Origin of the sequence: Tessaracoccus sp. MC1627, from assembly GCF_014164725.1 — a bacterium.
Classification (GTDB): domain Bacteria; phylum Actinomycetota; class Actinomycetes; order Propionibacteriales; family Propionibacteriaceae; genus Arachnia.
Genome location: NZ_JACJGA010000002.1, coordinates 198,940 through 222,423, shown reverse-complemented (window position 1 = coordinate 222,423; position 23,484 = coordinate 198,940). Strand labels below are relative to the sequence as shown.

Genomic DNA, 23,484 nt, shown 5'->3' with positions numbered 1-23,484 from the left:
GTATTGCCCAGCCTGTCCGCTTCCGGGCAGGCTGGTGGGCGTGTCGGGATCACGCCGGCGAGGCAACCCCCGGCGAAGGATCGTCGTCGTCATCCTTGTCCTGCACCACACAGGCACGCTCCAGCAGCGCCCCCGCAGCGGCCAACAGCAGGGCAGCCACGATCGTGGCGACGCCCTGAATCACGCGCGCCGACGGAAGGGGTGCGTCGAAGAGCTGCACGAAGCGCGCCACATAGACCACGTGCCCCCCGGCAAGGAGGGCGCCGGTCATGATCATGGACTTGCCGATGGCCAGAGCCGCAACCGACTCCTGCGACTGCACGCGGTGCTCCTCGATGCGCTTCGGCAGAAGTCGCGCGTAGACCGCGACACCCACTGCCAGCACCACCGTCAGGATGGGCACTGACCACGGAACGACGGGAGGAAACGTGCCCGCGGCCTCGAAGGCGAGCAACAGCAGTCCGGACACGGCGGCGCCAGAAAGCACCGAGATGACGGCCTGACGGGCGGTGGTCAGGCCGAGGCGCGGCCCCTGGCTCAAAATCCTGTGACGGCCGTGACCACGACATCGTCGCGGCGGGTCACCGTCGACGTGTCAAGTTCCTCGACGAGGTCCGCGATGGGCCCGTGCCCCGCGATCTCCGCGTTCGGGTCGATGTCCAGCCACGGCACCAGCACGAAGGCTCGCTCGTGCGCGCGGGGATGGGGCAACTCGATGCTGTCCTCCGAGATCCGCTTGCCCACCATGATGATGTCGATGTCCAGCGTCCGCGGGCCGTGACGAAGCTCGCGGGTGCGGCCGAAGTTCTCCTCGATGGCCTGTGCCCGGTCCAGGATGGTGAGCGGCTCCAAGGTGGATTCCGCCACGACGACCAGGTTGAGGAAATCGTCCTGGTCCTGAACATCGCCCTGCGGCTTGGTCTCATAGACCGGCGAGACATCGACCAGGATGAGGTCCGGGGTCTCGGCGAGGTAATCGACGGCCTCCTGCAGGATGGCGGCCGAATCCCCCATGTTGGATCCGAGGCTCAGTACCACCTTCGCGATGGGGCGAAGGTTACCCAGCGTGTCGACATCGATATCGAAAGGGCCGTTAGACATCTTTACTCCTGCTGATCGTGACGGCAACATCCGCAAAGTGCTGGCTGAGGGGCGCACGCGGCTTGTGCACGGTGACCGTGACGCCCACCACTCTGCCATGCTCCAGGCACCTCGTCGCAATCTCCCCAGCCACCGTCTCAATAAGATTGCGTGGCTCCCCGGTGATCACCGACTCCACCATGGTCGCGACGTCCGCGTAGCTCACGGTGTCGTCCAACTCATCCGAGGACGTCTCGAGGGGAAGCTCCAGAATGACGTCGACGACGAAGGGCTGACCTTCGCGGCGCTCATGGGGAAAGACCCCATGGAAGCCTATCGCGGTCACTCCTGTGAGCGTGATGCGGTCGATTGTCGTGCTCCCTCCGGTTGTGCCGACCCTACCGCACGGGCTCCCTCGGCCGACGGCCCGGGCCCGTCGTTCAGCTGATCCTGAGCGGCGCCTCATGCCGGAGCCTGCGGGCCACCGCGACCGCGTCGCTCTGCGTGAGGACGTCGTGGGTGCGCACCGCCCACACATCGTGCAGGGCTGACCAGAACGAGACAGCCGCGGTGGCGCCGTCCCTCCCCTGGGGCTCTCTTCCGCCCAGCAGCTCTCCGAGGAAGGCCTTGCGGGAGGCGCCGATGAGCAGCCTGTGCCCCAGGTCCTGGAAACGGTCGAGGTGCCTCAGCAGCGTCCAGTTGTGGTCCCAGGACTTCGAGAACCCCAGCCCGGGATCGAGGATGATGCGCTCGGCAGGGATGCCCGCGGCGAGCGCGGCGTCCCGCTGGACGAGCAGCTCGGCGATCACGTCACTGACCACATCGGCGTAGACGGCGTGCTGCTGCATGCCGACGGAATGCTCGCGCCAGTGCATCACGACGAAGTCGGCCCCGGAATCGGCCACCACGGCCACCATGTCCGGGTCCGCCTGCCCGCCCGAGACGTCGTTGACGATGGCGGCTCCGGCCGAGATGGCGGCCAGGGCCACGCTGGCGCGCATGGTGTCCACTGAGACCCGGATCCCGTCGGCGGCCAGCGCCTGCACCACCGGCACCACTCTGGCCCGCTCCGCATCCTCGGTCACCCGTTGTGCGCCCGGCCTGGTGGACTCGCCGCCCACGTCGATCAGCGAGGCACCCTCGGCAAGCAGCCGCCTCGCGTGCACGACCGCCTGCTCGGGATCCAGGTAGCGCCCGCCGTCGGAGAACGAATCAGGGGTGACGTTGACGATCCCCATCACCAGCGTCATCGGGTCACCTGCCGATGATGAGGCTCATCGCCTCCGCCCGCGTGGCGGGATGACGCAGAAGCCCGCGCACGGCCGAGGTCACGGTCCGGCTGCCGGGCTTACGCACCCCGCGCATGGTCATGCAGGTGTGCTCGGCCTCCACCACGACGATGACCCCCCGGGCATCCAGGTGCTCGACCAGCGCGTCCGCGATCTGGGTGGTGAGCCGCTCCTGCACCTGCAGGCGCCGCGCGTAGATGTCCACCAGCCGGGCGAGCTTCGACAGCCCGGTCACGCGGCCGTTCTCCGAGGGGATGTAGCCCACGTGGGCCACACCGGTGAAGGGCAGGAGGTGGTGCTCGCAGGTGCTGACCAGTTCGATGTCCTTGACCAGCACCATCTCGTCGTGGGCGATGTCAAAGGTCTTGCCCAGGACGCCGGAGGCGTCCACGCCGTGGCCGGCCAGCAGCTCCCCCCAGGCCCGCGCCACCCGGTCCGGGGTCTCCAGCAGCCCGTCACGTTCAGGGTCTTCTCCGATTGCGATGAGCAGCTCTCGCACCGCGGCCGCGGCGCGGCCATGATCCACGGCCATATCAGTGCCCTGCCGGCGGGGTGGGCGGGCCCCAGGGCGAGGGCCCCGTCTCGGGCGGCTGCGGCGTCGAGCCCCCGGGCTGAAAGTCCGGGCCGATCGCCGGCGGTGAGGGCGGCGAGGTGAGGACCGGTGGCCTGTCGGGTGGGGCCTCGGGCGCCGGCGGAACGTCGACGGGGGGCACGTCGGAGGGTTGCCGCAGGTCCGAGCCTGTCCAGGCCGGCCGCTTGTCCCGGCGGCGCAGCGGCTTGAAGACCTCCGCCACGTCGGCCTTGTTGAGCGTCTCGCGCGCGAACAGTTGACGGACCAACTCGTCGAGGACGTCGCGGTTCTCGTGGAGGACGTCGAACGCCTCCTGGTGAGCGGTGTGGATGAGCTTGGCCACCTCGTCGTCGACGACCGCGGCCATGGCCTGGGAGAACTCCTGGCTGGAGTCGGTGCCCCGCATGCCCATGAAGGGCTCCGAGTCCCCTCCTCCGAGCTTCACCGCGCCGACGCGCTCGCTCATGCCGAACTGCATGACCATGGCACGTGCCACCTTGGTGGCCTTCTCGATGTCGTTGGACGCGCCGGTGGTGGGGTCGTGGAACACGAGCTCCTCGGCGGCACGGCCGCCCATCATGTAGGCCATCTGGTCCAGCAGCTCGCCCCGCGTCTGCGAGTACTTGTCCGAATCCGGCATCACCATCGTGTAGCCCAGCGCACGGCCACGGGGCAGGATGGTGACCTTCTGCACCGGGTCGTTGCCCGGCAGGGCTGCGGCGACGAGAGCATGGCCGCCCTCGTGGTAGGCCGTGATGAGGCGCTCCCTGTCGTTCATGAGACGGGTGCGCTTCTGCGGCCCCGCGATCACGCGGTCGATGGCCTCGTCGAGCTGCGGCTGCCGGATCATCTCCATGTTCTGGCGCGCCGACAGCAGCGCCGCCTCGTTGAGCACGTTGGCGAGGTCTGCGCCCGAGAAGCCGGGCGTGCGCCTGGCGATGGAGGCGAGGTCCACGTCGCTGGCGAGCGGCTTGCCCTTGGCGTGCACCTGCAGGATCATGTGGCGGCCCTCGAAGTCCGGCGCCTCGACGCCGATCTGACGGTCGAACCGGCCGGGGCGCAGGAGCGCCGGGTCCAGGACGTCAGGCCGGTTGGTGGCCGCGATGAGGATGACGCCGCCGCGCACGTCGAACCCGTCCATCTCGACCAGCAGCTGGTTGAGGGTCTGTTCGCGCTCGTCGTGCCCGCCGCCCATGCCGGCGCCACGATGCCGACCCACTGCGTCGATCTCGTCGATGAAGATGATGGCCGGGGCGTTCTCCTTGGCCTGGTTGAACAGGTCACGCACGCGTGAGGCGCCCACGCCGACGAACATCTCGACGAAGTCCGAGCCGGAGATGGAGAAGAAGGGGACGTTGGCCTCACCCGCGACAGCGCGCGCCAGCAGGGTTTTACCGGTGCCGGGCGGACCATAGAGCAGGACACCCTTGGGGATCTTGGCGCCCAGCTTCTGGAACTTCGCGGGCTCGGCGAGGAACTCCTTGATCTCCTCAAGCTCCTCCACCGCCTCAGTGGCGCCGGCCACGTCCTTGAAGGTGGTCTTGGGGGTGTCCTTGCTGACCAGCTTGGCCTTCGACTTCCCGAACGACAGCGGGCCTCCCTGACCGCCACCGGAGACCGAACGCATGATCCAGAAGAACACCAGCAGCAGGATGATGAAGGGCAACCCGGTGTACAGCAGCATCGACAGCAGACCAGGACTCGGGTTGCTGGCGGTCCACCGCTCCAGGGTGCCGGCCTCCTCGCGCGCCTTCAGGAGAGGGACCACGTCGTCGACCTGGTTGCCCACCCACGCCGACTGGGTCTTGATGCCGGTCTCGTCGATGATCTGAATCATCTGCTCGCCGTCGACCAGCACGACCTCCTGCAGCTGCTGGTCCCCCTCGAGCAGCGCGAGCGTCTCGGAGGTGGGCACCGTCTGATACCCGGTGACGCTGCTGAGGACCTGCATGCCGAGCAGGAGGAAGAGCAGACTGAGCACGATCCAGGCCATCGGGCTCTTGAAGAACTTCTGCACAGTCAAAGCCGATCTAGTAGGGCGACAGTGTGGCGCACCGAAACACTACCAGCGGCCCTCAACCGGCCCCTCGGGCGTTCAGTCGGGGCGATCGGGCGTCAGCTGTAGACGCGTGGGGCGAGCGTTCCCACATCGCGCAGGTTGCGGTACCGGCCTGAGTAGTCCAGTCCGTAGCCGACCACGAACTCATTGGGGATCTCGAAGCCGACGTACTTGACCGGCACCGTGATCTGGGCGGCGTCCGGCTTGCGGAACATGGCCATGATCTCCAGGGACGAGGGGCTGCGGGAGGCGAGGTTGCTCATCAGGTAGGACAGCGTGAGGCCGGTGTCGATGATGTCCTCCACGACGATGACGTCTCGGCCCTCCAGGTCCACGCTGAGATCCTTGAGGATGCGGACCACTCCGCTGGACTGGGTGCCGGAGCCGTAGGATGACACGGCCATCCAGTCCATCTCGACGTGGCTGTGCATGGCGCGCTGCAGGTCGCTCATCACCATGACGGCGCCGTTGAGGACGCCGACGAGCAGTACGTTGCGGCCCTGATAGTCGGCGTCGATCTGTCCGGCGATCTCGGCCACCCGGGCCTGGATCTGCTCGGAGGTGAAAAGCACCTTCTCCAGGTCATCTGCAACGTCAGCGGCATCCACGATTGGTCAGCCTATCGTCCCGGCGCGGAGTCCGCACCCGGTGTCGGAGCACCCGGCTGGAACGCAAGCCGTCCGGAGCGCCTGGCCACTGCGCCGCCCGGGACGGCCACCGGCCCCTGCCCGCGCCACCGGTCGACGAGTGCCGCCACCGCCAGCACGTGCACCATGCCCACCTCGGGGGACCACGCCGCGAGCCAGTGATGGATGGCGCGCCACCGCAGCGCGTCTGGCAGGCCGCCGAGATCCGTGACGTCCAACTCGTCGGCATCCGCGACGGCGTCCCTGGCGAGCTCGTCGAGGAGGTCCGCGTCCGCCCTGGCCAGGGTGGCCGTGCGCGCCAGCGCGGGAGCAAGGTCGCGGCCCCACGCCTCGGACAGGTCCCGGAGCACCCCGCGGGCGGCGACCCGGGCGAACCGCGCGTCGTCGTTCATGGGGTCCTCCCACACCTCGACACCCCACTGGGCGCAGGCCTGCTGGGTGTCGGTCCTGCGGAGCCCCAGGAGCGGGCGCAGGAACGGGCCACGCTCCTCGGCCATGCCGGCCAGAGACCGGGTGCCCGAGCCGCGCAGGAGCCCCAGGAGCACGGTCTCGGCCTGGTCGTCGAGGGTGTGCCCCAGCAGGACGGGCAGGCCGGGCGACGCCAGCGCCTGCAGCCGTGCCTCGCGGGCGGCCGCCTCCACACCACCGGTGTGCGGGCGGCCGAGGTGGAGGCGCTCGACGGTTGCCTCGAGGCCCCGCTCAGCCAATCGGCCCACCACCGCGTCGGCGACCTGACTCGAGCCGGGCTGCAGGCCGTGGTCCACCACCATGACACGAACGGAGGTGCCCGCCCGGCGTGCGGCCCAGTGCGCTCCGAGCGCGAGCGCCGTCGAGTCCGCGCCACCCGAGCAGCCGACGATCACCGGCGAGTCAGGGAGGGCATCGGCGACCGCGTGGGCCACCCGCAGCGCGGCCCGCCCGAGCTCGCGCCTAGCCATGGACCCGGCGCACCCAGGCGCCCGGATCTGCGATCTCGGACGGGGTGGGCAGCGCCTCCGCGGACTCGAACGCCCGGGCCAGCGCCTGCTTTCCCCGCGACCGGTACACCGCGGTGCAGAACGCCAGGCCGTCGCGGTACTGGGCGTTCTTGCTGAGCGACCCGACGAGGCGGCTGAGGACGGTGGTGCTCTTCGGCCGGTGGAACGCCCGCCGCAGGGCCGCCACCGTCTTCACCTGGCCCCGGCCCGCCCGGTCCGAGACGTGATCGGCGTGGCCCTCCAGGAACGTCATCGCCGCGGTCAGGGCGGCCAGGTCCGCGCGACCCGTCGTCGACGTCAGCAGGGCTGCGGCCTCACCTGTCGAGCGCCACCCGGCCAAGGCCTCGAGCAGGTGCGCGTCGTCGGCGGCCAGCCGTGCCATCAACGACCTCAGGTGATCGCGCAGCCATGGCGCGGCCTGGAACTGGAGTGCGTGGGTCTGTTCGTGCAGGGCGATCCACAGGCGGAAGTCCCGGGGTACGAACGAGTGGCTCCGCTCATGTGCCACGACGGTGGGGGCGACGAGATAGAGGGCCCGGGTGCCCGTGAAGGCGTCGTACTGGCCCAGCATGCGGCGGCTCACGGCGCCCAGCGCCAACCCGGCGGCCAGCCCGTTGCCCAGCCCCCTCAGGGCGTTGAGCGGATGCGGGGGCCGCGCAGGCAGACCGAGCTCTGCCACGGCGCCGTCGGTCATCGACCGGACGGCCCGAGCCCACCCGGCCCAGTCCACCACCGTGACCACCTCGGCGCCGGCGCTGTCCAGCCCGAGATAGCGCGCGGCGAGCCGCCCTGCCCGGTGGGCGGTCACCCGGAGATCGGCCACCAGCTGCTCGGCCTCCGGACGGGTCACCCGCGGCAGCGTGCCCGCTGTCACCGTCGCGGCGCGCTGCGCCAGGGCCCAGTTCACGATCGGGGCGTGCTCCATCAGCAGCCGCAGGCCGCAACGACGCCCGTCGCCTGGTCCGCCCACAGCTTGGCCGAAAAGCCGTCCGGGGGGCCGTTGATGAGAAAGGCGAAGGTGACCTGGCGGCCGTCCGAGGTCAGTGTGGTGCCGGCGAGGGTGGAGACGAAGGAGAGGGTGCCGGTCTTCGCCCGGGCCACCCCACGCGCTGGGCGCGAGACCTCGTCGGTGAAGCGGTCAGCCAGGGTGCCGGTGACGCCGGCCGTCGGGAGCCCGTCGAGGATCACCGACAGCCTGGCGTCAGTGCTCATCGCGCGGAGGGCCGCGGCCAGCATGTGGGCCGTGACCAGGTTGCTCCGCGACAGCCCTGAGGCGTCACGCAGGACGGACCCGTCGTCCCACAGCCCCAGTGCGGTGAGCTGTTCCTCGATGGCCGCCACCGACCCGGCGAAGGTGGACGGGTGGCCGGTGGCGAGCGCGAGCTGGAAGCCGAGCACCTCGGTGAAGGAGTTGTTGGAGCGGTTCATCGCGGTCTCGACGAGGACGTGGACGGGAAGCGATTCCACCCTTGCCAGCTCAGTGCCGGTGGCCGTGGCCTGGGTGGGCGTGCCGGTGACGGTGACGCCGGCGGCTGTGAGCTGCGCGGCGAACAGTGTCGCGGCGTCGACGGCGGGGGTTCGGCTGCGCGGTCCGCCGGTTCGCCCCTCGTCGACCCAGAGGGCCGAGAGCTGCGTGACCTGGTCGCGGTAGCCTGCCGGCCAGGTTTCGTTCCAGCCGGAGTCCTCGAAGAGCGAGGCGTCGAAGCCGAGGGTGACGCTGGTCTGGCCTGCCGCCTTGAGCGCGGCGGCCGTGTCGGCTGCCAACTGCTGCGTGGTGGGCGGCTGGGGGTAGCTGCCCGGATCGGCCGGCTCGCTCAGCAGCATCGGATCCCCACCTCCGACGAGCACGATCTGCCCCGGCGCAGGCTGGACGACGGTGGTGGCGAAGCGCTCGTCGCCTGCGAAGGCGTTCATCACGGCCAGGGTGGTAAGCGTCTTGGTGTTGGACGCGGGGATCAGGGGTGTGGTCTCGGTGGCGGCGCCCACCACCTCGCCGGTGGCCACGTCGACCACCTCCCAGGCGATCTGGACGGCTCCCCCGTCGACCCCGACGAGTCGTGAACGATCCAGCCCCGCGAGGCGGGCGTCGAGGGTGGCGCGGTCCGGCAGCACCCCCACCGGTGGAAGGTCGGCCGCGTCGGCCAGCCCCGTGCCCGCGGCGTCCACCTCCGGGCTGGGAGTCGGCGACGGGGAGAACAGGGCGGGGGGGACGGAGCTGGGGGCGCCACTGCGCAGTACGCCGATGGCCGTCAGCAACGGCTGATGCACCACCGCGACCGAGAACCCCCCGGCCAGCAACAGGCCGACGAGAAGCCAGGCGAGCACCGCCTGAACCGTCCTCGTGCGTGTCCGCAAGGTGTCCTCCGAGCCTGTATCCTGCAGGGGTAGCTGCCCCAGTGACCTGCGGGCATCACCTTCAACTATAGGAGTGCCCCAGTGAGCGAAGACGCACCCGTCGGCCTCATCCCGGTGGACCCTGGACGCCGGATCCTGTTTGACGTGACTGTGGAGATCCCCAAGGGCACCAAGAACAAGTACGAGATGGACCACAACACGGGCCGGATCCGCTTGGACCGGACCCTCTTCACCTCCACCCAGTACCCCTACGACTACGGCTTCGTCGAGGCCACCCTCGGCCAGGACGGGGATCCGCTGGACGCCATGGTGATCGGCGCGGAGCCTACGTTCCCGGGTTGTCTCATCGAGTGCTACGCCGTGGCGATGTTCCGCATGACCGACGAGATGGGCGGCGACGACAAGGTCCTGTGCGTGGCCACGGCGGACACCCGAAGCAAGCACATCACTGACCTGTCCTCCGTCCCCGAGCACATGCTGCTGGAGATCGAGCACTTCTTCTCGGTCTACAAGGACCTGGAGCCGGGCAAGTCGGTCGAGGGCGCCACGTGGACCAACCGCGAGGACGCGGAGGCCGAGGTCGCGGCGTCGTTCGAGCGCGCCAAGGGCACTCCGTACGAGCATCACCACGTGAACCTGGCCTGACCAGAACCTCGAGAAGCCCCGCCACGGCGGGGCTTTTCTGCGCGGTGGCGGCGACCCCTGGTGGGCGTGGGAGAATGTGCCAATGCCTCGTCACCTCATGTTGCGCATGCCCTCGGCCAATCGTGTCTACGGCGGCGAGTCCGGGCCGCTGACGGCGGCCGAGCTCGAGCTGACGGCCCCGTTCGCTGAGGACATCGCAGACACCGAGGTGGCGGGGGTCGGCTACCTGTCTTTCGAGGCCCCGGACCTCGGCGAGGCCCAACTGGAGACCGTCGCCAGGCAGTCGGCGTGCTTCGCCCTGTTCGAGTCCTCGGGTGATCTGCTGCGGCCCATCGCGCTCCCCCGGACCTTCGCCCTCGACGACGACCTGGTCACCATCCCGAAGTATCAGGGCAAGACCAACGAGCAGTTCACGCACCTCCTGCTGGGGGTCACCCTTGCAGCGGTCACCCGCCAGCCCACCGGGCCCCGCCAGATCCTTGATCCCCTCGCCGGGCGCGGCACCACGCTGTCCACGGCGCTGCTGTTCGGCCACGACGCCTACGGCGTCGAAGGTGATGCCAAGGCGTTTGAGCAGATGGCCTCCTTCTACACCACCTACCTTCGCCGGAAGCGCCTCAAGCACACCACTGAGACCACCCCCGTGCGCCGCGATGGCAAGGCTGTCAGCAGGCGCTTCGACGCCGAGATCAGGACCGCCGGGGCAACGCTGCATGTCACCTCGTTCGTCGGCGACACCCGCGAGTCCGCCACCCTCTTCGGCAGGAAGAAGTTCGACGCCATCGTCACCGACGCCCCCTACGGCATCGCCCATGGCTCCACGACGGACGTCCGCGGCGTCTCCGGCAAGCGGGACCGCTCCCCCGCCGGCCTGCTCCGCGAGGCCCTCCCGGTCTGGGCAGGGCAGCTGATGCACGGCGGCGCGCTGGGGCTCAGCTGGAACACCTTCGGTCTGTCCCGCGACGACCTCGCTGCGATGCTGTCAGAGGCCGGCCTCGTGGTGCGCACCGGCGGCGCCTGGGAGCGGTTCGGCCATCGCGTCGACTCGTCCATCAAGCGCGACCTGATTGTCGCGGTGAAACCCTGACGGAGGGGCGCGCCCGCCGTTGCGCGGCGGCGTAGGCTCGGCGCATGCGACTCGTGCTGATGCGCCACGCGAAGACGGAATCCAACAATGCTGGCGGCGACAAGGCCCGCCGCCTCATGCCGCGCGGGGTTCAGGACGCCCAGGAGGCGGGCCGGGAGCTGCGGGAGCTCGGCCTGCAGTACGCCCTCGTGTCGACCTCACAGCGCACGCGTGAGACGTTCGCGGCCCTGGGGCTGGACGTCCCCGCCGAGTTCCAGGACGCCCTGTACTACCAGGGGACCGAGACGATGCTGCAGCGGATCGGCGAAACGGACCCCGACGTCACCGGTCTGCTCGTCGTGGGGCACGCACCCACCATCCCCAGCCTCGTCGCTGAGCTGGCCTTCGCCAGCAACCGGGCTGAGGCGGACCAGGCGCAGTGCTGGTTCCCCACCTCGGCCTTCAGCACCTTCACCCTCGACGGCGAGTGGGCAGATCTGGCCGAAGGTGACTTCTCCGCAGTGCACCTGGACAACGTGCGACGACGGGGTTGAGGAACCACTGATCAATCATGTCCTGGCTGCGGCGCACCGGATCGGGCGATCTGACCCCTCTCCATCTGGATATGGACGTCAAGTACACGCACCAGATGGAGTGGCGCCACCTCATCCCGCCCGGCACGTCCTCGCCGAGAACAGCATTGATCAGTGCTTCCTTAACGCGACGGTAACTCGCCGACACCCGATCGATACGTCGGCCGGGATTTCCCTAACTCAACCGTTACGCTGCGACGAACCCGCCGAAATAGGCGCCCTGCAAGCTTTGCGGCATGACAGTTCTCGAAATCAGTGCAGGCGACACCGCTTGGGTCCTGGTGAGCGCCGCCATGGTGCTCCTCATGACCCCCGGTCTCGCGTTCTTCTACGGCGGCATGGTCCGCGCCAAGAGCGTGCTCAACATGCTCATGATGTCGGTCACGACGATGGGCATCGTCGGCGTCCTCTGGGTGATCGTCGGCTACTCCATGGCCTTCGGCAATTCCATCGGCGGCTTCATCGGAAACCCGTTGGAGTTCCTCTTCCTCCAAGGGATGATGGATCCCGAGCTCGCCACCTTCACGGTGCCGGCCATGGTCTTCGCCGGCTTCCAGGCGGCCTTCGCCATCATCGCGGTGGCCCTCATCTCCGGCGCGGTCGCGGACCGCATGAAGTTCTCCGCCTGGGCGGTCTTCGCCGCCGTGTGGGCGCTGCTGGTGTACTTCCCCGCAGCCCACTGGGTGTTCAGCTTCGACGGCGGAACCGCTGAGAAGGGCGGCTTCATCGCGAACAGCATCCAGGCCATCGACTTCGCCGGCGGTACCGCCATCCACATCAACGCGGGCGCCGCGGCGCTGGCCCTGGCCATCGCGATCGGCCCGCGGATGGGCTTCGGACGCACCCCCATGCGCCCCCACAACCTGACCCTCGTCATGCTCGGCGCCGGCCTGCTGTGGTTCGGCTGGTTCGGGTTCAACGCGGGCTCGGCGCTGGGCGCCAACGCGATGGCCGGTGTGGCCTGGATCAACACCCTGGCAGGCGCCGCCGCGGCGATGCTCGCCTGGCTCCTGGTGGAGCGCCTGCGTGACGGACACGCCACCAGCCTCGGCGCCGCATCCGGCATCGTGGCGGGCCTCGTCGGTGTCACCCCCGCCGCCCACTCCGTCAGCCCCCTGGGCGCCCTCGTCATCGGTCTGCTTGCCGGCGCGGCCTGCGCCTACGCCATCGGCCTGAAGAGCAAGTTCGGCTACGACGACTCGCTCGACGTCGTGGGCGTCCACCTCGTGGGTGGCCTGGTCGGCACTCTGGCCATCGGCTTCCTGGCCGACCCGGACTCCCCCGCCGGTGTGGCCGGCCTCCTGTACGGCGGTGGGGTCGACCAGCTGTGGCGCCAGGCGCTCGGTGCGGTGGTTGTCATGATCTACTCCTTCGTGGTCACCTTCGCCATCGCCAAGGTGATGGACAAGACCATGGGCCTGCGGGTGCCCGAGGCAGCCGAGACCCAGGGCATCGACACCGTCGAGCACGCTGAAACCGGCTACGACCTCAGCGCTGTCGGCTACTCCACCTACGGCGTTCGGCAGACGCTGATCGTTCCCATCCCCCGAGAGGACGTGCAGGCATGAGGCTCGTCACGGCAATCGTTCAGCCCACCATGTTGACCCAGGTTCAGATCGCCCTCGCGCAGCACGGCGTGGCCGGCATGACCGTCACCGAATGCTCCGGCTACGCCCGCCAGCGCGGCCACAAGGAGTTCTACCGCGGAGCCGAGTACACCATCGACTTCATCACGAAGGCCAAGATCGAGGTCGTCGTGGAGGATGACGAGGCGCAGGAGGTCATCGACGTGATCTCCAAGGCCGCCCGCACCGGAGCCGTCGGCGATGGCAAGGTCTGGTCCACCCCGGTGGACGAGATCGTCCGGATCCGCACCGGCGAGAAGGGGTCGGCCGCCATCTGATCGAGCGGCACTGTCAGAGGGAGGGCGACGCATCACGCGTCGCCCTCCCGCTGTGTCCGGGGGGTCAGGGGGCGACGAAGGGGAAGGCCGCGAAGCGGACCGCCAGCTGCCTGCGCACCGTGGGGCTGAGAGCGGTGAACTCCACGGTCTCGAGCCTGCGAGCCCCAGGTCGGCCTGCGCGGGTCCAGATGCCGCGGACCAGACCGCCGGCCACGATCGACTTCTTGAACACCCCGTTGTTGCCGGGCACCAGCTGGTGGTGCTCCTCAGTGGTCAGCGCGAACAGGCGGTCCTGATACCCGAGCACGAACTCGTCGAAGCCCGGCAGCAGGAGCGGCGCCGACGCCCGGCGCCCCAGCGCCGCGGCCTCCTCCACCAGGCCTGGGCGCCAGTGGCTGGCCTCCTGCCCCCCTGCCGCGCCCTCCAGGTCACCCAGCACCAGCGGCAGTGCCGAGCGGATCTCCCCCAGCCCCAACTTCGTCCACCACGCGAAGTCCCGGATGGTGGCGGGACCGTGGCTGGTCAGGTACCGGCGCAGCAGCTCGGCGACTGCGGCGACCCGATCCCCGTTGAACCGCGACTCCAGCGACGACCCCGCGGGCAGCCAGCGGGAGGCCAGCACGACATCCTGATCCGCGCCGTTCCACGGCCCGTAGCAGAGCGTCCCGCCGGCAATGAGGTGGAACAGCAGGTGGTAGCCGCGGCCGCCCTTGGGCCTCAGCCCGTGGGCCTCCCAGTGGTCGAAGAGCGCGGCCCTTGGCATCGGGCCGGCGTCCAGCGCCTCGATCGCGAGGTCGCGGGCGTGGAGTATCTGCGCCTCGTCGAGTTCCAACTGGTGGCTGCGGGCGGAGGCCGCGCGCATCGCTGGACGGGCGCAGAGCTCGGTGATCCAGGCAGCGTCGGCAGCGGGGAGGAGAAAGACGGTGCCCCGCATGGGGTATCCCCGCACCAGCCGTCCCTCAGCGACGTCCGACAGCACGGCCTCGATGCCCAGCGGCGTCCGCAGAGCGGCCGAGGCCAGCACCCCGGGCAGGTCCTGGCCCTGCATGGCACCGAGCGCGGCCACCGCGTCGGCGGGCGTGCCGAACGGCCGCGTGATCAGACCCTGCGCCACCAGGCGCAGCCGGCCGAGCCGTGCGTCAGGCGAGGTTCCGGGCGACAACGGCTGCCACCTCGCGGCCCGAGCGCACCGCACCCTCCAGGTACCCGTTGAAGCGGGTGGCGTATTCGGCCCCCGCCCAGTGCAGAACCCCTTCGGGTTCGGCGAGGACGGGTCCGTTGGTGGTCCAGACGCCGGGCGCGAAGTGCGCGCCGTGGCAGCCGCCGGTGAACCTCTCCGCGGACCAGTCACGCTCGATGTAGGACAGTGGGAACGCGGCCACGTCACCAAACGTGCGCACGACAGAATCCACGAAGGCCCGCTCACGCAACGTGACGGAGCGGCGCGACAGGCTGTCTGCGTCCGCGCCCTCGAAGAAGCCCATCAGGTGCCCGCGCTCGGAGTTGTCCGACGTGGTGTCGAAGGTGACCCGCACCGCGCCCTCGTCGGCACTGGACTGACCGGAGTAGCCCAACTCGCGCCAGAAGGGGCGCGAGTAGATGAGGAAGGCCTTGATCACGTTGCCGGGAGCCACCTTGTCCGCGGCCTCCGCGCGCCACGCCGCCAGCGCCGGCTGGTGCGGCAGCGCGACGGCGAGCCTCGGCGGCAGGGTGGAGATCACCTGCCGGGCCTCCACCTGCTGACCGTTGGCGAGCCTGAGCCTGGCAGAACGCTCAGCGTGCTCCACCATGGTCACCTCGGCATCGAGCCGCACCACATCGCCCAGCCGGGCGGCCAGCGCCTCTGCCACGGCGGCCATGCCCCCCTGCACGCGCTGCTGATGGAGCCCGCCATTGCTGGCCAGCATGGATTCCAGATCCGGCCCGGAGTTGACCTGATGCAGACCCTCAACGAGCGTGGCGTCCTTCGGCATGGGCCCGAACGCCGCGGCGTACACCTCTCCGAAGCGCCGCTGCGCGCCATGGGTCCGCAGGTTGGTGGTGACCCACCGGCGGAGATCCTGCTTGAGCCAGACGTCGTTGGCCTTGCGCCAGGCCGGGTCGTCGCGGAGCCGCTCGGCCAGGCGACGCAGCCGCAGCAGGCCCTGCCCGAGATCAGAGACCTCGAACGGGGTCAGCGCCGGGGTGTCCTCCTTCGACGGCACCTGCAGGGCCTGTCCGCGCAGGCGGACCACCAGGTTGCCTCGGGCGGGGAGGCCGATGGTCTCGAGGCCCAGGGAGTCGATGATCTCGGCGAGCTCGTCGAAGCCGGGGCCGATCCACTGGCCGCCAAGCTCCACGTAGGAGCCGTCACTCAGCACCTTGTTCTCGACGCGGCCGCCCACACGGTTTCGCCCCTCGAGGACGGTGACGTTCAGCCCGCGGTCCGTGAGGTATTGCGCGGCGACCAGCCCTGCCAGGCCGGCCCCGATGATGGCGCAGTCGAACACGGTGTTCCTCCTTGACGTACCCCGGATCGGGGAAGCGATGACCAGCCTACAAGGCCCCCTCCAGCGGTGATGCCGGGAGTCTCCTAAGCCAGGGCGGTCGATTCGGCTGAAGTGAGCCACGCGGCGAAGCCCTGATCTGCCGGCAGTGAAGCGTACAGGGTGGCCTGGTAGACGTGGTAGAGGTCCGGCTTGCCTTCCCAGGTGTGGGTCACCGGCACGAGGCTGCGGTCGAGCTCCGAGTGCCAGCTGCCCAGCTCATGATCCACGAAGTGCCGGTCGGCGAAGCGCCAGAGCCGCTCGTACCATTCCTGGTAGGAGACGTCCCCGGTGGCGAGCCACAGGTACCGTGCCGCGCCCATCGCCTCGGCCACCTCCCAGAAGAACCGCTCCTCCACCACGGTGGAGCCGTCCCAGTCCACCGTGTAGACGAAGCCTTCGCTCCACGCGTCCCGCACCGCCCCGTCGAACAACGCGGCCGCGGCGGGCAGCAACCACGATTCGTCCACGCCGAGGCCCCTGAGCTGGAGCAGCAGCTTGGTCCACTCCAGCCAGTGGCCGGGCTGGGAGCCATAGGGCCTGAAGGCGTGCCGCGGATCGTCGGCGTTGTACTGGTTGTCGGGTTCCCAGTCTGCGGTGAAGTGCTCGGGCAGCCGCCACGCGCCCTCCTCCTGGCCGGCCGCCTGGGCGGCGATGCGCCGCGCGATGGACGTCGCCCGGGTGAGGTAGGTGGCCTCCCCGGTGGCCTCGTAGGCGGCCAGATATGCCTCGGTGAGATGCATGTTGGCGTTCTGGCCCCGGTACTCGTCGAGCTGGGTGAACGTGCGGTCGTAGCCCTCCACGCAGATCCCGTCCTCCTCGCGCCAGAAGTGGCGGTCGATGACGGCCGAGACAGCGTCCAGCAGCGCACGCCCTCTGCTGAAGCCGGCGGCGGTGGCCGTACTGGCGGCGAGCAGGAGCTGGGCGGTGCCGTAGAGCTCCTTGCGGTCCTGAGGCTGGTCGCCGCCCAGGACGGGAACCCATCCGTCGAACTCAGGATCGCGGCCCGGGCCGTCGAGGTAGAAGTCCAGCCCGTGCTCGACCACCTCACGGGCGCCCTGGCGACCCTCCAGGGCGGCCAGCGAGAAGACGTGCATCATCCGGGCACCGATGAACAGCTGCGCCCCCATCTCCGGCATCGCGCGTCCGTCGCTGCCGATCCAGGCGAATCCACCGGAGGGCAGGCAGACCTCCGGCTGGTAGAAGTCGAGCAGGGCCCGGCGGTGGTCGACGAGGAAGCGACGGTGCGTCGGGTCCGCGAAGCGGTCCGGATGGTCGCCGAAGAGATCGGGCACGCCGGCCTCTCTCAGGCTCTCGCGCAGCCAGCCGAGCTGGCGCCACACCTGGACGTCCTGACCACCCTCGTGGCCGCTGTGCGGATACACGACCATCTCGCGCGGCCCCGCGTAGGCGTTGTGCGCCGCGAAGACCGTCGACGGGGGGCAGATGGTGTCTGCCAGCGCCACCGAGAACAGCGCCGGGCATTCGGCCCGCCGCGCGAACGACACCCCGTCGAAGTGGCCAAGCGTCTCCCACACCGCGTCCTCCAGGTGCGGGGCCGCCCTGATGAAGCGGGCGATGTCGGAGAACGGGGCGTCGTCGGTGAGCCCCACCGCCCTACGGATGTGACACATGAACGCCACGTCCGGCATGGCGCCGGCCAGGCTGATCCCCACCGACGGTGCCAACCCCGCGGCGGTGAGCGTCAGGTAGCCGCCCTGCGATCCTCCGGCGACGAACAGCCGGGACGCGTCCACGAGCCGGTGGCCGGCGGCCAGCTGAAGCATCCGCACCCCGTCGGTGATGAGCCGGCGGTAGTAGTACGTCTCCGGAGATGAGATGCCCTTCGTCATAGGGCCGGCCGGGCCGAACTCCCCCGCCGCCACGTCCAGATCCGGGGTCCGCTCGAACACGCTCGCGGAGTGCCAGCCCTGCCCCCGATTGTCGAGGTCGAACTGCGCGTACCCGGCGGCGGCGAACACCGGAGCCAGCGGCATGCCGCGCGAGACCGAGTACCCGTGGTAGCGCACGACGGTGGGCAGCGGGCCGCTGGCGCCGGCGGGAACGTGCAGCCACGCCCTGACGGGTGCGCCCCCGAAGCCGGTGAACGTCAGGTCGTAGGTGTCGATCAGCGACTGCCGGTTGTCGATCAGCGCCTCCTCGAGCAGCGCCACGGGCTCGTCGTGAGCGAGCGTGGATGACCAGAACTCGTCGAAGCGCGGCGATTCGGGCACGTCGGGCTGGTAGGTGCGCAGGGAGTCGAGGGGGAGATCGAACTGGGCCATGGGCGGAACTCTAGCGATTCCCACCGCCGTGCTGCCCTCAGACCCGGGGAGCCCGCGTCAGGAAGCACGAAGGCCCCGATCCGGGGATCAGGGCCTGGCGCTGGAGCCGCCCACGGGAATCGAACCCGTGACCTACGCTTTACGAGAGCGTCGCTCTACCAACTGAGCTAGGGCGGCGGCAAGCTGGAACTATACCGGCGACGCTTCCCCGCGGCAAAGCGTGCAGACCCTCCCATTCAGGAGCAGGTTGTGCCCTCCTCGGGGGCCACACCGTCATACAGGTAGGCGTCGACGGCTTCGGCGATGCATCCGTTGTCTCCAGTGACGGCCCCGTGGCCGGCCCCGTCGAGGGTCAGCAGCGTGCCGGATTCCAGCTGCCCCGCCATGGACTGGGCCTGCTCGTAGGGAGTGGCCGAGTCCCCTGTGGTGCCCACCACGAGGATGGGCGGCGCTCCTGGGGCGGTGATCCTGATCTGTGGCGCCGGCTCGGCCGTCCACAGCTGGCAGGTGTAACCCATCCCCATGTGGGGCGCCATGAGGGGCGCCTCGTCGAAGGTGTCGCGCCACTCCTGCGGCACGGGAGCGACGCCCTCGTCCGCGGCGTCCGCGCACACCATGGCGGGGAACGCGTAGGCGATCGTGTCGTAGCCGGCGGGCCCACGCCCGTTGAGGAGGTCCGCGGAGTACAGCAGAGCCTCCCCGTCTCCCGCCATGGCATTGGCGATCACCTGGTCCAGGCTTCGGTACGCCTCCTCGTCCTCGTAGAGGTACAAGGCGATGCCGGTGGCCGCCATCGTCTGGGTGAGGAGGCGCCCTTCCACCTGCAGGGGCGCCGAGTCCAGGCCCGTGAGGAAGTCGTCGATGCCGTCGGTGATCTCGGCCTGGTCGTCCCCGAGGCTGCAGAGCTCCGATCCGGCACACCACTGCGTGAAGTTGCCCATCGCCCGCTCAAAGCCCTGCGTCTGAGGAATGTCCCCCTCGCCGGTGATGTCCACAGCCGCGTCCAACACGAGCCGGCCGACCGACCCCGGGAACAACTGCGCGTACATCGCGCCCACATACGTGCCGTAGGAGACCCCGACGTAGTTGAGCTTCTCGGCGCCCAGGATGTGACGCAGGAGGTCCAGATCCCGCACGACGTCGATGGTGGTGATGTGGTCCAGCAACTCCCCCGAGCTGTCCCTGCACTGCTGGGCAAAGTCCACGGCGCCCTGCTGCAGCGCGAGATCCTCGGCCTCGTCGTCGGGGCTCGCGTCGAGTTCCATGATCTCGTCGGTCTGCTCCAGGGTGCCGCAGACCACGGAGGTCGACTCCCCCGTGCCGCGGGGATCCCATCCGATGGCGTCGAAGTTGGTCCACCTCCCGGCGAGGCGCTGCGCAAAGTCCTGTCCGCCGAAGCCGGGGCCGCCGGGGTTGACGAAGAGGGGGCCCCGGGAGGAGTCACCGTCGACCACCCGGCGCACCGCGATCTCGATGGCCTTCCCGGCCGGGTTCTCCCAGTCCAGGGGCACCTTCACGGTGGCGCACTGCCCGCCGGAGCCGTCGTCGCACACGGCCCAGTCCACCACCTGGCTGGCGTACGCCTCGAGGTCCCCGGCCGAGGGGAGTAGATCCACCGCCGGTTCTGCCGACGGCTGGTAGTCCAGGAGCCTGTCCTCGTTCTGCCCGGGCTTGGGCGGGAATGTCTCATGCTCCGCGATGGGCCGCTCCGGCACACCCGGCATCCGTGCACCGGGATCCATCGCCGACGGCGTGGCGGGCCCTGGCGTGTTGGGCGAGGCAGGCTCGTCCCTGTTGGTGCCCCCCACGAAGCCGCCCATGAACAGAGTGGCCACCAGGGCCAGGGCGATCATCCCGAGCACCGCCTGAACGAGGTTGACTCTCCTACTCATCCGCACCCTTCCCGGCCGACCCCTGAGCGAAGGCGCTGCGGCCACGCGCCGTCGAACAGACCGACTCCAGCGGGCAACGCACGATCTCACCGCCGCCGTGGCGCACCGTGACCATCTGCTCGGTCACGCTGTGACCTGTGACAACTCCGGGGTTCCCGTCGACGCTCACCTGCTCCCCGACGGCAGGTGCGCGCTGGATGAAGTCCACATACAGCGGGTGTTCGTATTTCAGGCAGCACATCAGCCGCCCGCACGCGCCCGAGATCTGCAGGGGGTTGGGCGGCAGGCCCTGCACGCGGGCAAGACGCATCGACACCGGCTCGAAGTCCGTGAGAAAGGTGGTGCAGCAGAATTCACGACCACAACTGCCCACTCCACCGATCAGCCGGGCGGCATCGCGGGCACCCACCTGCCGCAGATCGATCCGCGCATCCAGGGCCCGCGCCAGATCCCCCAGAAGGTTGCGGAAATCCACCCGGTGGGGTGCCGTGTAGTACACCGCGACAATGCGGTCGAAATCCGCCGACCGGTCCAGGAAGTCGACACCCACCACCTTCATCGGCAGCCGGTGCTTCGCGATCAGCGACTTGGCGGTGTCTGCCGCCTCTGTGCGGATCCGCCGGTTCGCCCGGTCACGATCAAGGTCCGACGCGGTGGCGGGACCGGGGCAGACGGGGAGCCCTTCGAAGCCTTCGGCCACGGATTCCGGCGCCCAGACGCACTGGGCCACCTCCTCGCCGTCGGGCGTGGGGAACCGGACCCAGTCTCCCACCGCGTAGTGACGGTCCCCTGGGTCGAGGTAGTGCAGTTGGCCGTACCGCTCGAAGGCGACGGCCATCACCCGTGCCATGCCCACAGCCTAGTGACCGGCCCAAGCGCTCGGGCGGTGGCCTCCGGCTCCGTGCCCGGCGGTCAGTGCTTCGCCTCCCGGGCGGTCTCCCTCGCCTTGACGAAGGCACCGTCGATACCCCAACGCCCGCCCCCCAGGGAGAAGAAGAGGATGCCGACGGCGGCCAGGAGGAGGTCGTGGTCCCCCAGGAACCCTTCCATGCCGGCGACGAAGGGGCTGAACTGGCCCCAACGGATGAAGACCAGCGACCCGACGGCCACCACGGCCAACAGGAGGCCCGCCACCCGCACGGCGAGCCCGATGACAAGGAGCACAGCGAGCACGGCAAGCCCGAATCCGACGATCCACGCCACCAGCCGCGGCTCTGGGAGGAGGGTTGCGCCGAGGAACTCGGCGGTGGCATCGATGTCGCTGAGCACCTGATAACCCACCACACCGATGATCGCGGCGGTGACGAGCCGAAGCACGAAGAGACCGAAGCTACCGAAGTGCCCGACGCCGCGGCGGCGGACCGGGCTCGGGTCACGGACAGCATTGGCGTCCGAGGTCTGGACCAGCCCCAGGCGTTGGTTGCGGGCCTCCTTGTCCGCCCTCAACTGGTGAGCCTGGCGCTCCTCCTCCGCGAGCTCATCGTCATAGGTCTGACGCTGCGCGCCGTCGATCACGCGAGTCTCCTCGGCACGATCGCGGTCTGCGCGATACAGCCCTGCGAGCGTGGCGGCGCCCGCCACGGCTGCAGCTCCAGGAGCGGCGCTGGCCGTCCCGGCGGCTCCGGCAGCCCCGCTGGCGAGCATGGGCATGGCCCTCGTCGACTCGGCATCGTCCTCGCTCAGAGGTTCGCGATCCGCCGGGCGCCCGAACGCCCCCACAGGTGCGGGCGCCTCCTCGATGACGGGCGCCTCCTCGATGACGGGCGCCTCCTCGACGGTCGGCTCCTCGACAACGGGCTCATCCTCGACAACGGGCCCATCTGCGAAGGCTTCCTCAGCTACGGGTTCCTCGGCTGCGGCCTCGTCCTCGACAACCGGCTCATCCTCGACCACGGACTCCTCTGCAACACCCTCCTCGACAACCGGCTCCTCGTCGGCCCCCCTGTCATCGACCACCTGATGCCCCTGGGAGTCCGCGACGGCTTCGTCGGCCGCCCACTCGTCGTCGACACGCTGGTCTGCACCCTCACCCGCGGAAATATCCTGCGACGCCAGCACCTCCGCCTGCCATTCCTCGTCCGGCTGCTGGTTCGCCTCGGCCGCAGGGGGCTCCTCCTGGGCGGGCTCAACGGCCTCGCCGTCCCCGTCCTCACCGGTCACCGGCGGCTCGCCCTGCTCGACCTCCGCGGCCGGCTGGACCGGGGCGGGGGGGACGGGCACGGTCTGCTCCGAGGCGTAGTCATCCCACTCGGCTGGTTCCACCGGCACGCCGTATTCGTCCTGCTCGGCCGTCCATTCCTCGTCGCGAGGCGTGCCTTCCTGGACCCAATCGTTGTTGGACATGAGTTCCCCTATCCGTGGGCAGTCGTGCTGTTCATCTTGGCACCACTACCGCGGCCCAGTCCGGGTGACACGCCCGCGACGTCAGGTCCGGGCAGCGAGCGAGAGGCTGATCAGGAGCGCCTCCAGCGCGAGCAGGGGCGCCACGTTACCCTCCAATGCCGTGCGCGCCTGCAGGATGGCGTCCAGGGCTCGGACCGTCTGTTCCGGGGTGGAGCGGCGCGCCACCGGCTCGATCTCGTCCGCCAGGTCCGCGTTGACCAGTGGCACCTCAGGGGCCGTCTGACTCACCAGGACGTCTCGGTAGTAGCCGGTCAGCTCGGTGAGCACACGATCCAGGGCGTCACGCTGCAGCCGCTTCCCGCGCGCCTTCTGCTGGTCCTCAAGGTCCCGCACCGCGGCCTGCGCGTTGCGCGGCTTGGCGCCGCGTCCGCCGAGGCCCAGCATCTCCTGCAGGGAGGCCAACTCCTTCGCGTCCAGCTCACCGGTGACCGCGGCCGCCTCTTCCGCGCTGGAGGAGACCAGGTTTTCGGCCGCGGTGAGGCACGCGGTGACGGAGTTGAGCTTGCCGGGGAGGGAGAGGATCTCGCGGCGCCTGATCCGCGCCGATTCCGAACGCGCCAGCACTCGCGCGCGGCCGACGTGCCCCTGCGCGGCCCGGGCCGCGTGCGCCGCCAGCGCCGGGGAGATAGCGTCGCGGGACACAAGGAGCTCCGCCACCGCGTCGTCGCTGGGGGTCACCAACTTGATGCCTCTGCACCGCGACCGAATGGTGATGATGACGTCGTCCGCGCTGGGCGCGCACAAGAGCCACACCGTCCTGGGTGCCGGCTCCTCCAGCCCCTTGAGGAGGGCGTCCGCGCCTCGCTCGGTGATCCGGTCCGCGTCCTCCACCACGACGATCTGGTATCGGTTCTTCACCGGGGCCATGCTGGAGCGGCCCACGAGTGCGCGCACCTCGTCGACCCCGATGGAGAGTTGCTCGGTCCGCAACAGGGTGACGTCCGGGTGCGCTCCCGCCAGCGTGGTGCGGCACTCCTGGCAGTGCCCGCAGCCGCCGTCGGGGCACTGCAGGGCCGCTGCGAACGCCTTCGCGGCGTTGGATCTGCCGGAACCGGGGGGCCCCACGAAGAGCCACGCGTGGCTCATGGCGTGGCTACGCCCTTCGACGGCGCGACGGAGGGTGGCGACGGCGCGCTGCTGCCCGATCAGTTCGGAGAACACATCGCCCATGGCGCCATCCTGCCATGGCCCGCA

22 protein-coding genes and 1 tRNA gene are annotated in these 23,484 nt (G+C 69.8%); 5 read left to right on the top strand and 18 right to left on the bottom strand.

Annotation, left to right across the window (positions count from 1 at the left end):
- Positions 1-49: 49 nt before the first annotated feature.
- The 10 genes from H5399_RS06150 to dacB form a co-directional block, all read right to left on the bottom strand.
- Positions 50-541, bottom strand: a complete 492-nt coding sequence (locus tag H5399_RS06150) for a DUF3180 domain-containing protein (protein ID WP_182782150.1) — start codon at positions 539-541, stop codon at positions 50-52.
- On the bottom strand, positions 538-1,101 hold the full coding sequence (gene folK / locus H5399_RS06145) for a 2-amino-4-hydroxy-6-hydroxymethyldihydropteridine diphosphokinase (protein ID WP_182782149.1): 564 nt from the start codon (positions 1,099-1,101) through the stop codon (positions 538-540). Before folK ends, H5399_RS06150 begins: the two co-directional genes overlap by 4 nt.
- Entirely contained in the window at positions 1,094-1,546 is a 453-nt protein-coding gene (gene folB, locus H5399_RS06140) for a dihydroneopterin aldolase (RefSeq protein ID WP_182782148.1), read from the bottom strand. Before folB ends, folK begins: the two co-directional genes overlap by 8 nt.
- The gene (gene folP / locus H5399_RS06135) at positions 1,521-2,330 is read right to left on the bottom strand and encodes a dihydropteroate synthase (protein ID WP_182782147.1); all 810 of its coding nucleotides are present in this window, start codon (positions 2,328-2,330) and stop codon (positions 1,521-1,523) included. The genes folB and folP overlap by 26 nt, the downstream gene beginning before the upstream one ends.
- 4 nt (positions 2,331-2,334) lie before the next feature.
- Positions 2,335-2,901, bottom strand: a complete 567-nt coding sequence (folE, locus tag H5399_RS06130) for a GTP cyclohydrolase I FolE (protein ID WP_182782146.1) — start codon at positions 2,899-2,901, stop codon at positions 2,335-2,337.
- Between the two features lies 1 nt (position 2,902).
- Complete coding sequence (gene ftsH, locus H5399_RS06125; RefSeq protein WP_182782481.1) at positions 2,903-4,933, bottom strand: ATP-dependent zinc metalloprotease FtsH; 2,031 nt, start codon at positions 4,931-4,933, stop codon at positions 2,903-2,905.
- Positions 4,934-5,055: 122 nt separating this feature from the next.
- Entirely contained in the window at positions 5,056-5,607 is a 552-nt protein-coding gene (gene hpt, locus H5399_RS06120) for a hypoxanthine phosphoribosyltransferase (protein WP_182782145.1), read from the bottom strand.
- An 11-nt stretch (positions 5,608-5,618) separates the two neighbouring features.
- On the bottom strand, positions 5,619-6,584 hold the full coding sequence (gene tilS, locus H5399_RS06115) for a tRNA lysidine(34) synthetase TilS (RefSeq protein ID WP_182782144.1): 966 nt from the start codon (positions 6,582-6,584) through the stop codon (positions 5,619-5,621).
- Positions 6,577-7,548, bottom strand: coding sequence for a zinc-dependent metalloprotease (locus tag H5399_RS06110; protein ID WP_182782143.1), 972 nt, complete (start codon positions 7,546-7,548; stop codon positions 6,577-6,579). Before H5399_RS06110 ends, tilS begins: the two co-directional genes overlap by 8 nt.
- Positions 7,548-8,978: a D-alanyl-D-alanine carboxypeptidase/D-alanyl-D-alanine-endopeptidase gene (gene dacB / locus H5399_RS06105; RefSeq protein ID WP_182782142.1), complete on the bottom strand. Its 1,431-nt coding sequence runs from the start codon at positions 8,976-8,978 to the stop codon at positions 7,548-7,550. Before dacB ends, H5399_RS06110 begins: the two co-directional genes overlap by 1 nt.
- 108 nt (positions 8,979-9,086) lie before the next feature.
- Between dacB and H5399_RS06100 the strand changes: the two genes are divergently transcribed.
- The 5 genes from H5399_RS06100 (at position 9,087) to H5399_RS06080 (ending at position 13,185) form a co-directional block, all read left to right on the top strand.
- Positions 9,087-9,623: an inorganic diphosphatase gene (locus H5399_RS06100; RefSeq protein ID WP_370585717.1), complete on the top strand. Its 537-nt coding sequence runs from the start codon at positions 9,087-9,089 to the stop codon at positions 9,621-9,623.
- A gap of 82 nt (positions 9,624-9,705) precedes the next feature.
- A complete protein-coding gene (locus tag H5399_RS06095; protein ID WP_182782141.1) occupies positions 9,706-10,710 on the top strand; it encodes a TRM11 family methyltransferase in 1,005 nt (334 codons plus the stop codon).
- A 44-nt stretch (positions 10,711-10,754) separates the two neighbouring features.
- Complete coding sequence (locus tag H5399_RS06090) at positions 10,755-11,243, top strand: histidine phosphatase family protein (protein WP_182782140.1); 489 nt, start codon at positions 10,755-10,757, stop codon at positions 11,241-11,243.
- A 275-nt stretch (positions 11,244-11,518) separates the two neighbouring features.
- Entirely contained in the window at positions 11,519-12,850 is a 1,332-nt protein-coding gene (locus H5399_RS06085; RefSeq protein WP_182782139.1) for an ammonium transporter, read from the top strand.
- Positions 12,847-13,185 carry a P-II family nitrogen regulator gene (locus H5399_RS06080; protein WP_182782138.1) on the top strand — a complete coding sequence of 113 codons (339 nt, stop codon included), beginning with the start codon at positions 12,847-12,849 and terminating at the stop codon, positions 13,183-13,185. The genes H5399_RS06085 and H5399_RS06080 overlap by 4 nt, the downstream gene beginning before the upstream one ends.
- Positions 13,186-13,249: 64 nt before the next feature.
- Here the strand turns inward: H5399_RS06080 and H5399_RS06075 are convergent, their stop codons facing one another.
- The 8 genes from H5399_RS06075 to H5399_RS06040 form a co-directional block, all read right to left on the bottom strand.
- Positions 13,250-14,347, bottom strand: coding sequence for a winged helix DNA-binding domain-containing protein (locus H5399_RS06075; protein WP_220490871.1), 1,098 nt, complete (start codon positions 14,345-14,347; stop codon positions 13,250-13,252).
- Complete coding sequence (locus H5399_RS06070; protein ID WP_182782137.1) at positions 14,325-15,674, bottom strand: FAD-dependent oxidoreductase; 1,350 nt, start codon at positions 15,672-15,674, stop codon at positions 14,325-14,327. Before H5399_RS06070 ends, H5399_RS06075 begins: the two co-directional genes overlap by 23 nt.
- Positions 15,675-15,757: 83 nt before the next feature.
- Positions 15,758-17,995, bottom strand: coding sequence for an AGE family epimerase/isomerase (locus tag H5399_RS17930; protein ID WP_255422083.1), 2,238 nt, complete (start codon positions 17,993-17,995; stop codon positions 15,758-15,760).
- 101 nt (positions 17,996-18,096) lie between these two features.
- Positions 18,097-18,172 (bottom strand) — tRNA-Thr (locus H5399_RS06060).
- A gap of 59 nt (positions 18,173-18,231) precedes the next feature.
- Complete coding sequence (locus tag H5399_RS06055; RefSeq protein ID WP_182782136.1) at positions 18,232-19,887, bottom strand: alpha/beta hydrolase; 1,656 nt, start codon at positions 19,885-19,887, stop codon at positions 18,232-18,234.
- Positions 19,880-20,737 (bottom strand): regulatory iron-sulfur-containing complex subunit RicT, encoded by an 858-nt coding sequence (locus H5399_RS06050; protein WP_182782135.1) that lies wholly within the window; start codon positions 20,735-20,737, stop codon positions 19,880-19,882. The genes H5399_RS06055 and H5399_RS06050 overlap by 8 nt, the downstream gene beginning before the upstream one ends.
- 62 nt (positions 20,738-20,799) lie before the next feature.
- Positions 20,800-22,230, bottom strand: a complete 1,431-nt coding sequence (locus H5399_RS06045) for a DoxX family protein (RefSeq protein ID WP_182782134.1) — start codon at positions 22,228-22,230, stop codon at positions 20,800-20,802.
- Between the two features lie 81 nt (positions 22,231-22,311).
- A complete protein-coding gene (locus H5399_RS06040) occupies positions 22,312-23,460 on the bottom strand; it encodes a DNA polymerase III subunit delta' (RefSeq protein WP_182782133.1) in 1,149 nt (382 codons plus the stop codon).
- Between the last annotated feature and the right edge of the window lie 24 nt (positions 23,461-23,484).

Bases quoted from the DNA above. Each gene is read 5' to 3' on its own strand.
- H5399_RS06050 (WP_182782135.1), bottom strand. From the start codon at position 20,737: ATGGCACGGGTGATGGCCGTCGCCTTCGAGCGGTACGGCCAACTGCAC.
- H5399_RS06110 (WP_182782143.1), bottom strand. From the start codon at position 7,548: ATGGAGCACGCCCCGATCGTGAACTGGGCCCTGGCGCAGCGCGCCGCG.
- folE (WP_182782146.1), bottom strand. From the start codon at position 2,901: ATGGCCGTGGATCATGGCCGCGCCGCGGCCGCGGTGCGAGAGCTGCTC.
- H5399_RS06055 (WP_182782136.1), bottom strand. From the start codon at position 19,887: ATGAGTAGGAGAGTCAACCTCGTTCAGGCGGTGCTCGGGATGATCGCC.
- ftsH (WP_182782481.1), bottom strand. From the start codon at position 4,933: ATGGCCTGGATCGTGCTCAGTCTGCTCTTCCTCCTGCTCGGCATGCAG.
- H5399_RS06040 (WP_182782133.1), bottom strand. From the start codon at position 23,460: ATGGGCGATGTGTTCTCCGAACTGATCGGGCAGCAGCGCGCCGTCGCC.
- tilS (WP_182782144.1), bottom strand. From the start codon at position 6,584: ATGGCTAGGCGCGAGCTCGGGCGGGCCGCGCTGCGGGTGGCCCACGCG.
- H5399_RS06085 (WP_182782139.1), top strand. From the start codon at position 11,519: ATGACAGTTCTCGAAATCAGTGCAGGCGACACCGCTTGGGTCCTGGTG.
- H5399_RS17930 (WP_255422083.1), bottom strand. From the start codon at position 17,995: ATGGCCCAGTTCGATCTCCCCCTCGACTCCCTGCGCACCTACCAGCCC.
- folP (WP_182782147.1), bottom strand. From the start codon at position 2,330: ATGACGCTGGTGATGGGGATCGTCAACGTCACCCCTGATTCGTTCTCC.
- H5399_RS06045 (WP_182782134.1), bottom strand. From the start codon at position 22,230: ATGTCCAACAACGATTGGGTCCAGGAAGGCACGCCTCGCGACGAGGAA.
- H5399_RS06090 (WP_182782140.1), top strand. From the start codon at position 10,755: ATGCGACTCGTGCTGATGCGCCACGCGAAGACGGAATCCAACAATGCT.
- folK (WP_182782149.1), bottom strand. From the start codon at position 1,101: ATGTCTAACGGCCCTTTCGATATCGATGTCGACACGCTGGGTAACCTT.
- folB (WP_182782148.1), bottom strand. From the start codon at position 1,546: ATGAGGCGCCGCTCAGGATCAGCTGAACGACGGGCCCGGGCCGTCGGC.
- H5399_RS06080 (WP_182782138.1), top strand. From the start codon at position 12,847: ATGAGGCTCGTCACGGCAATCGTTCAGCCCACCATGTTGACCCAGGTT.
- H5399_RS06095 (WP_182782141.1), top strand. From the start codon at position 9,706: ATGCCTCGTCACCTCATGTTGCGCATGCCCTCGGCCAATCGTGTCTAC.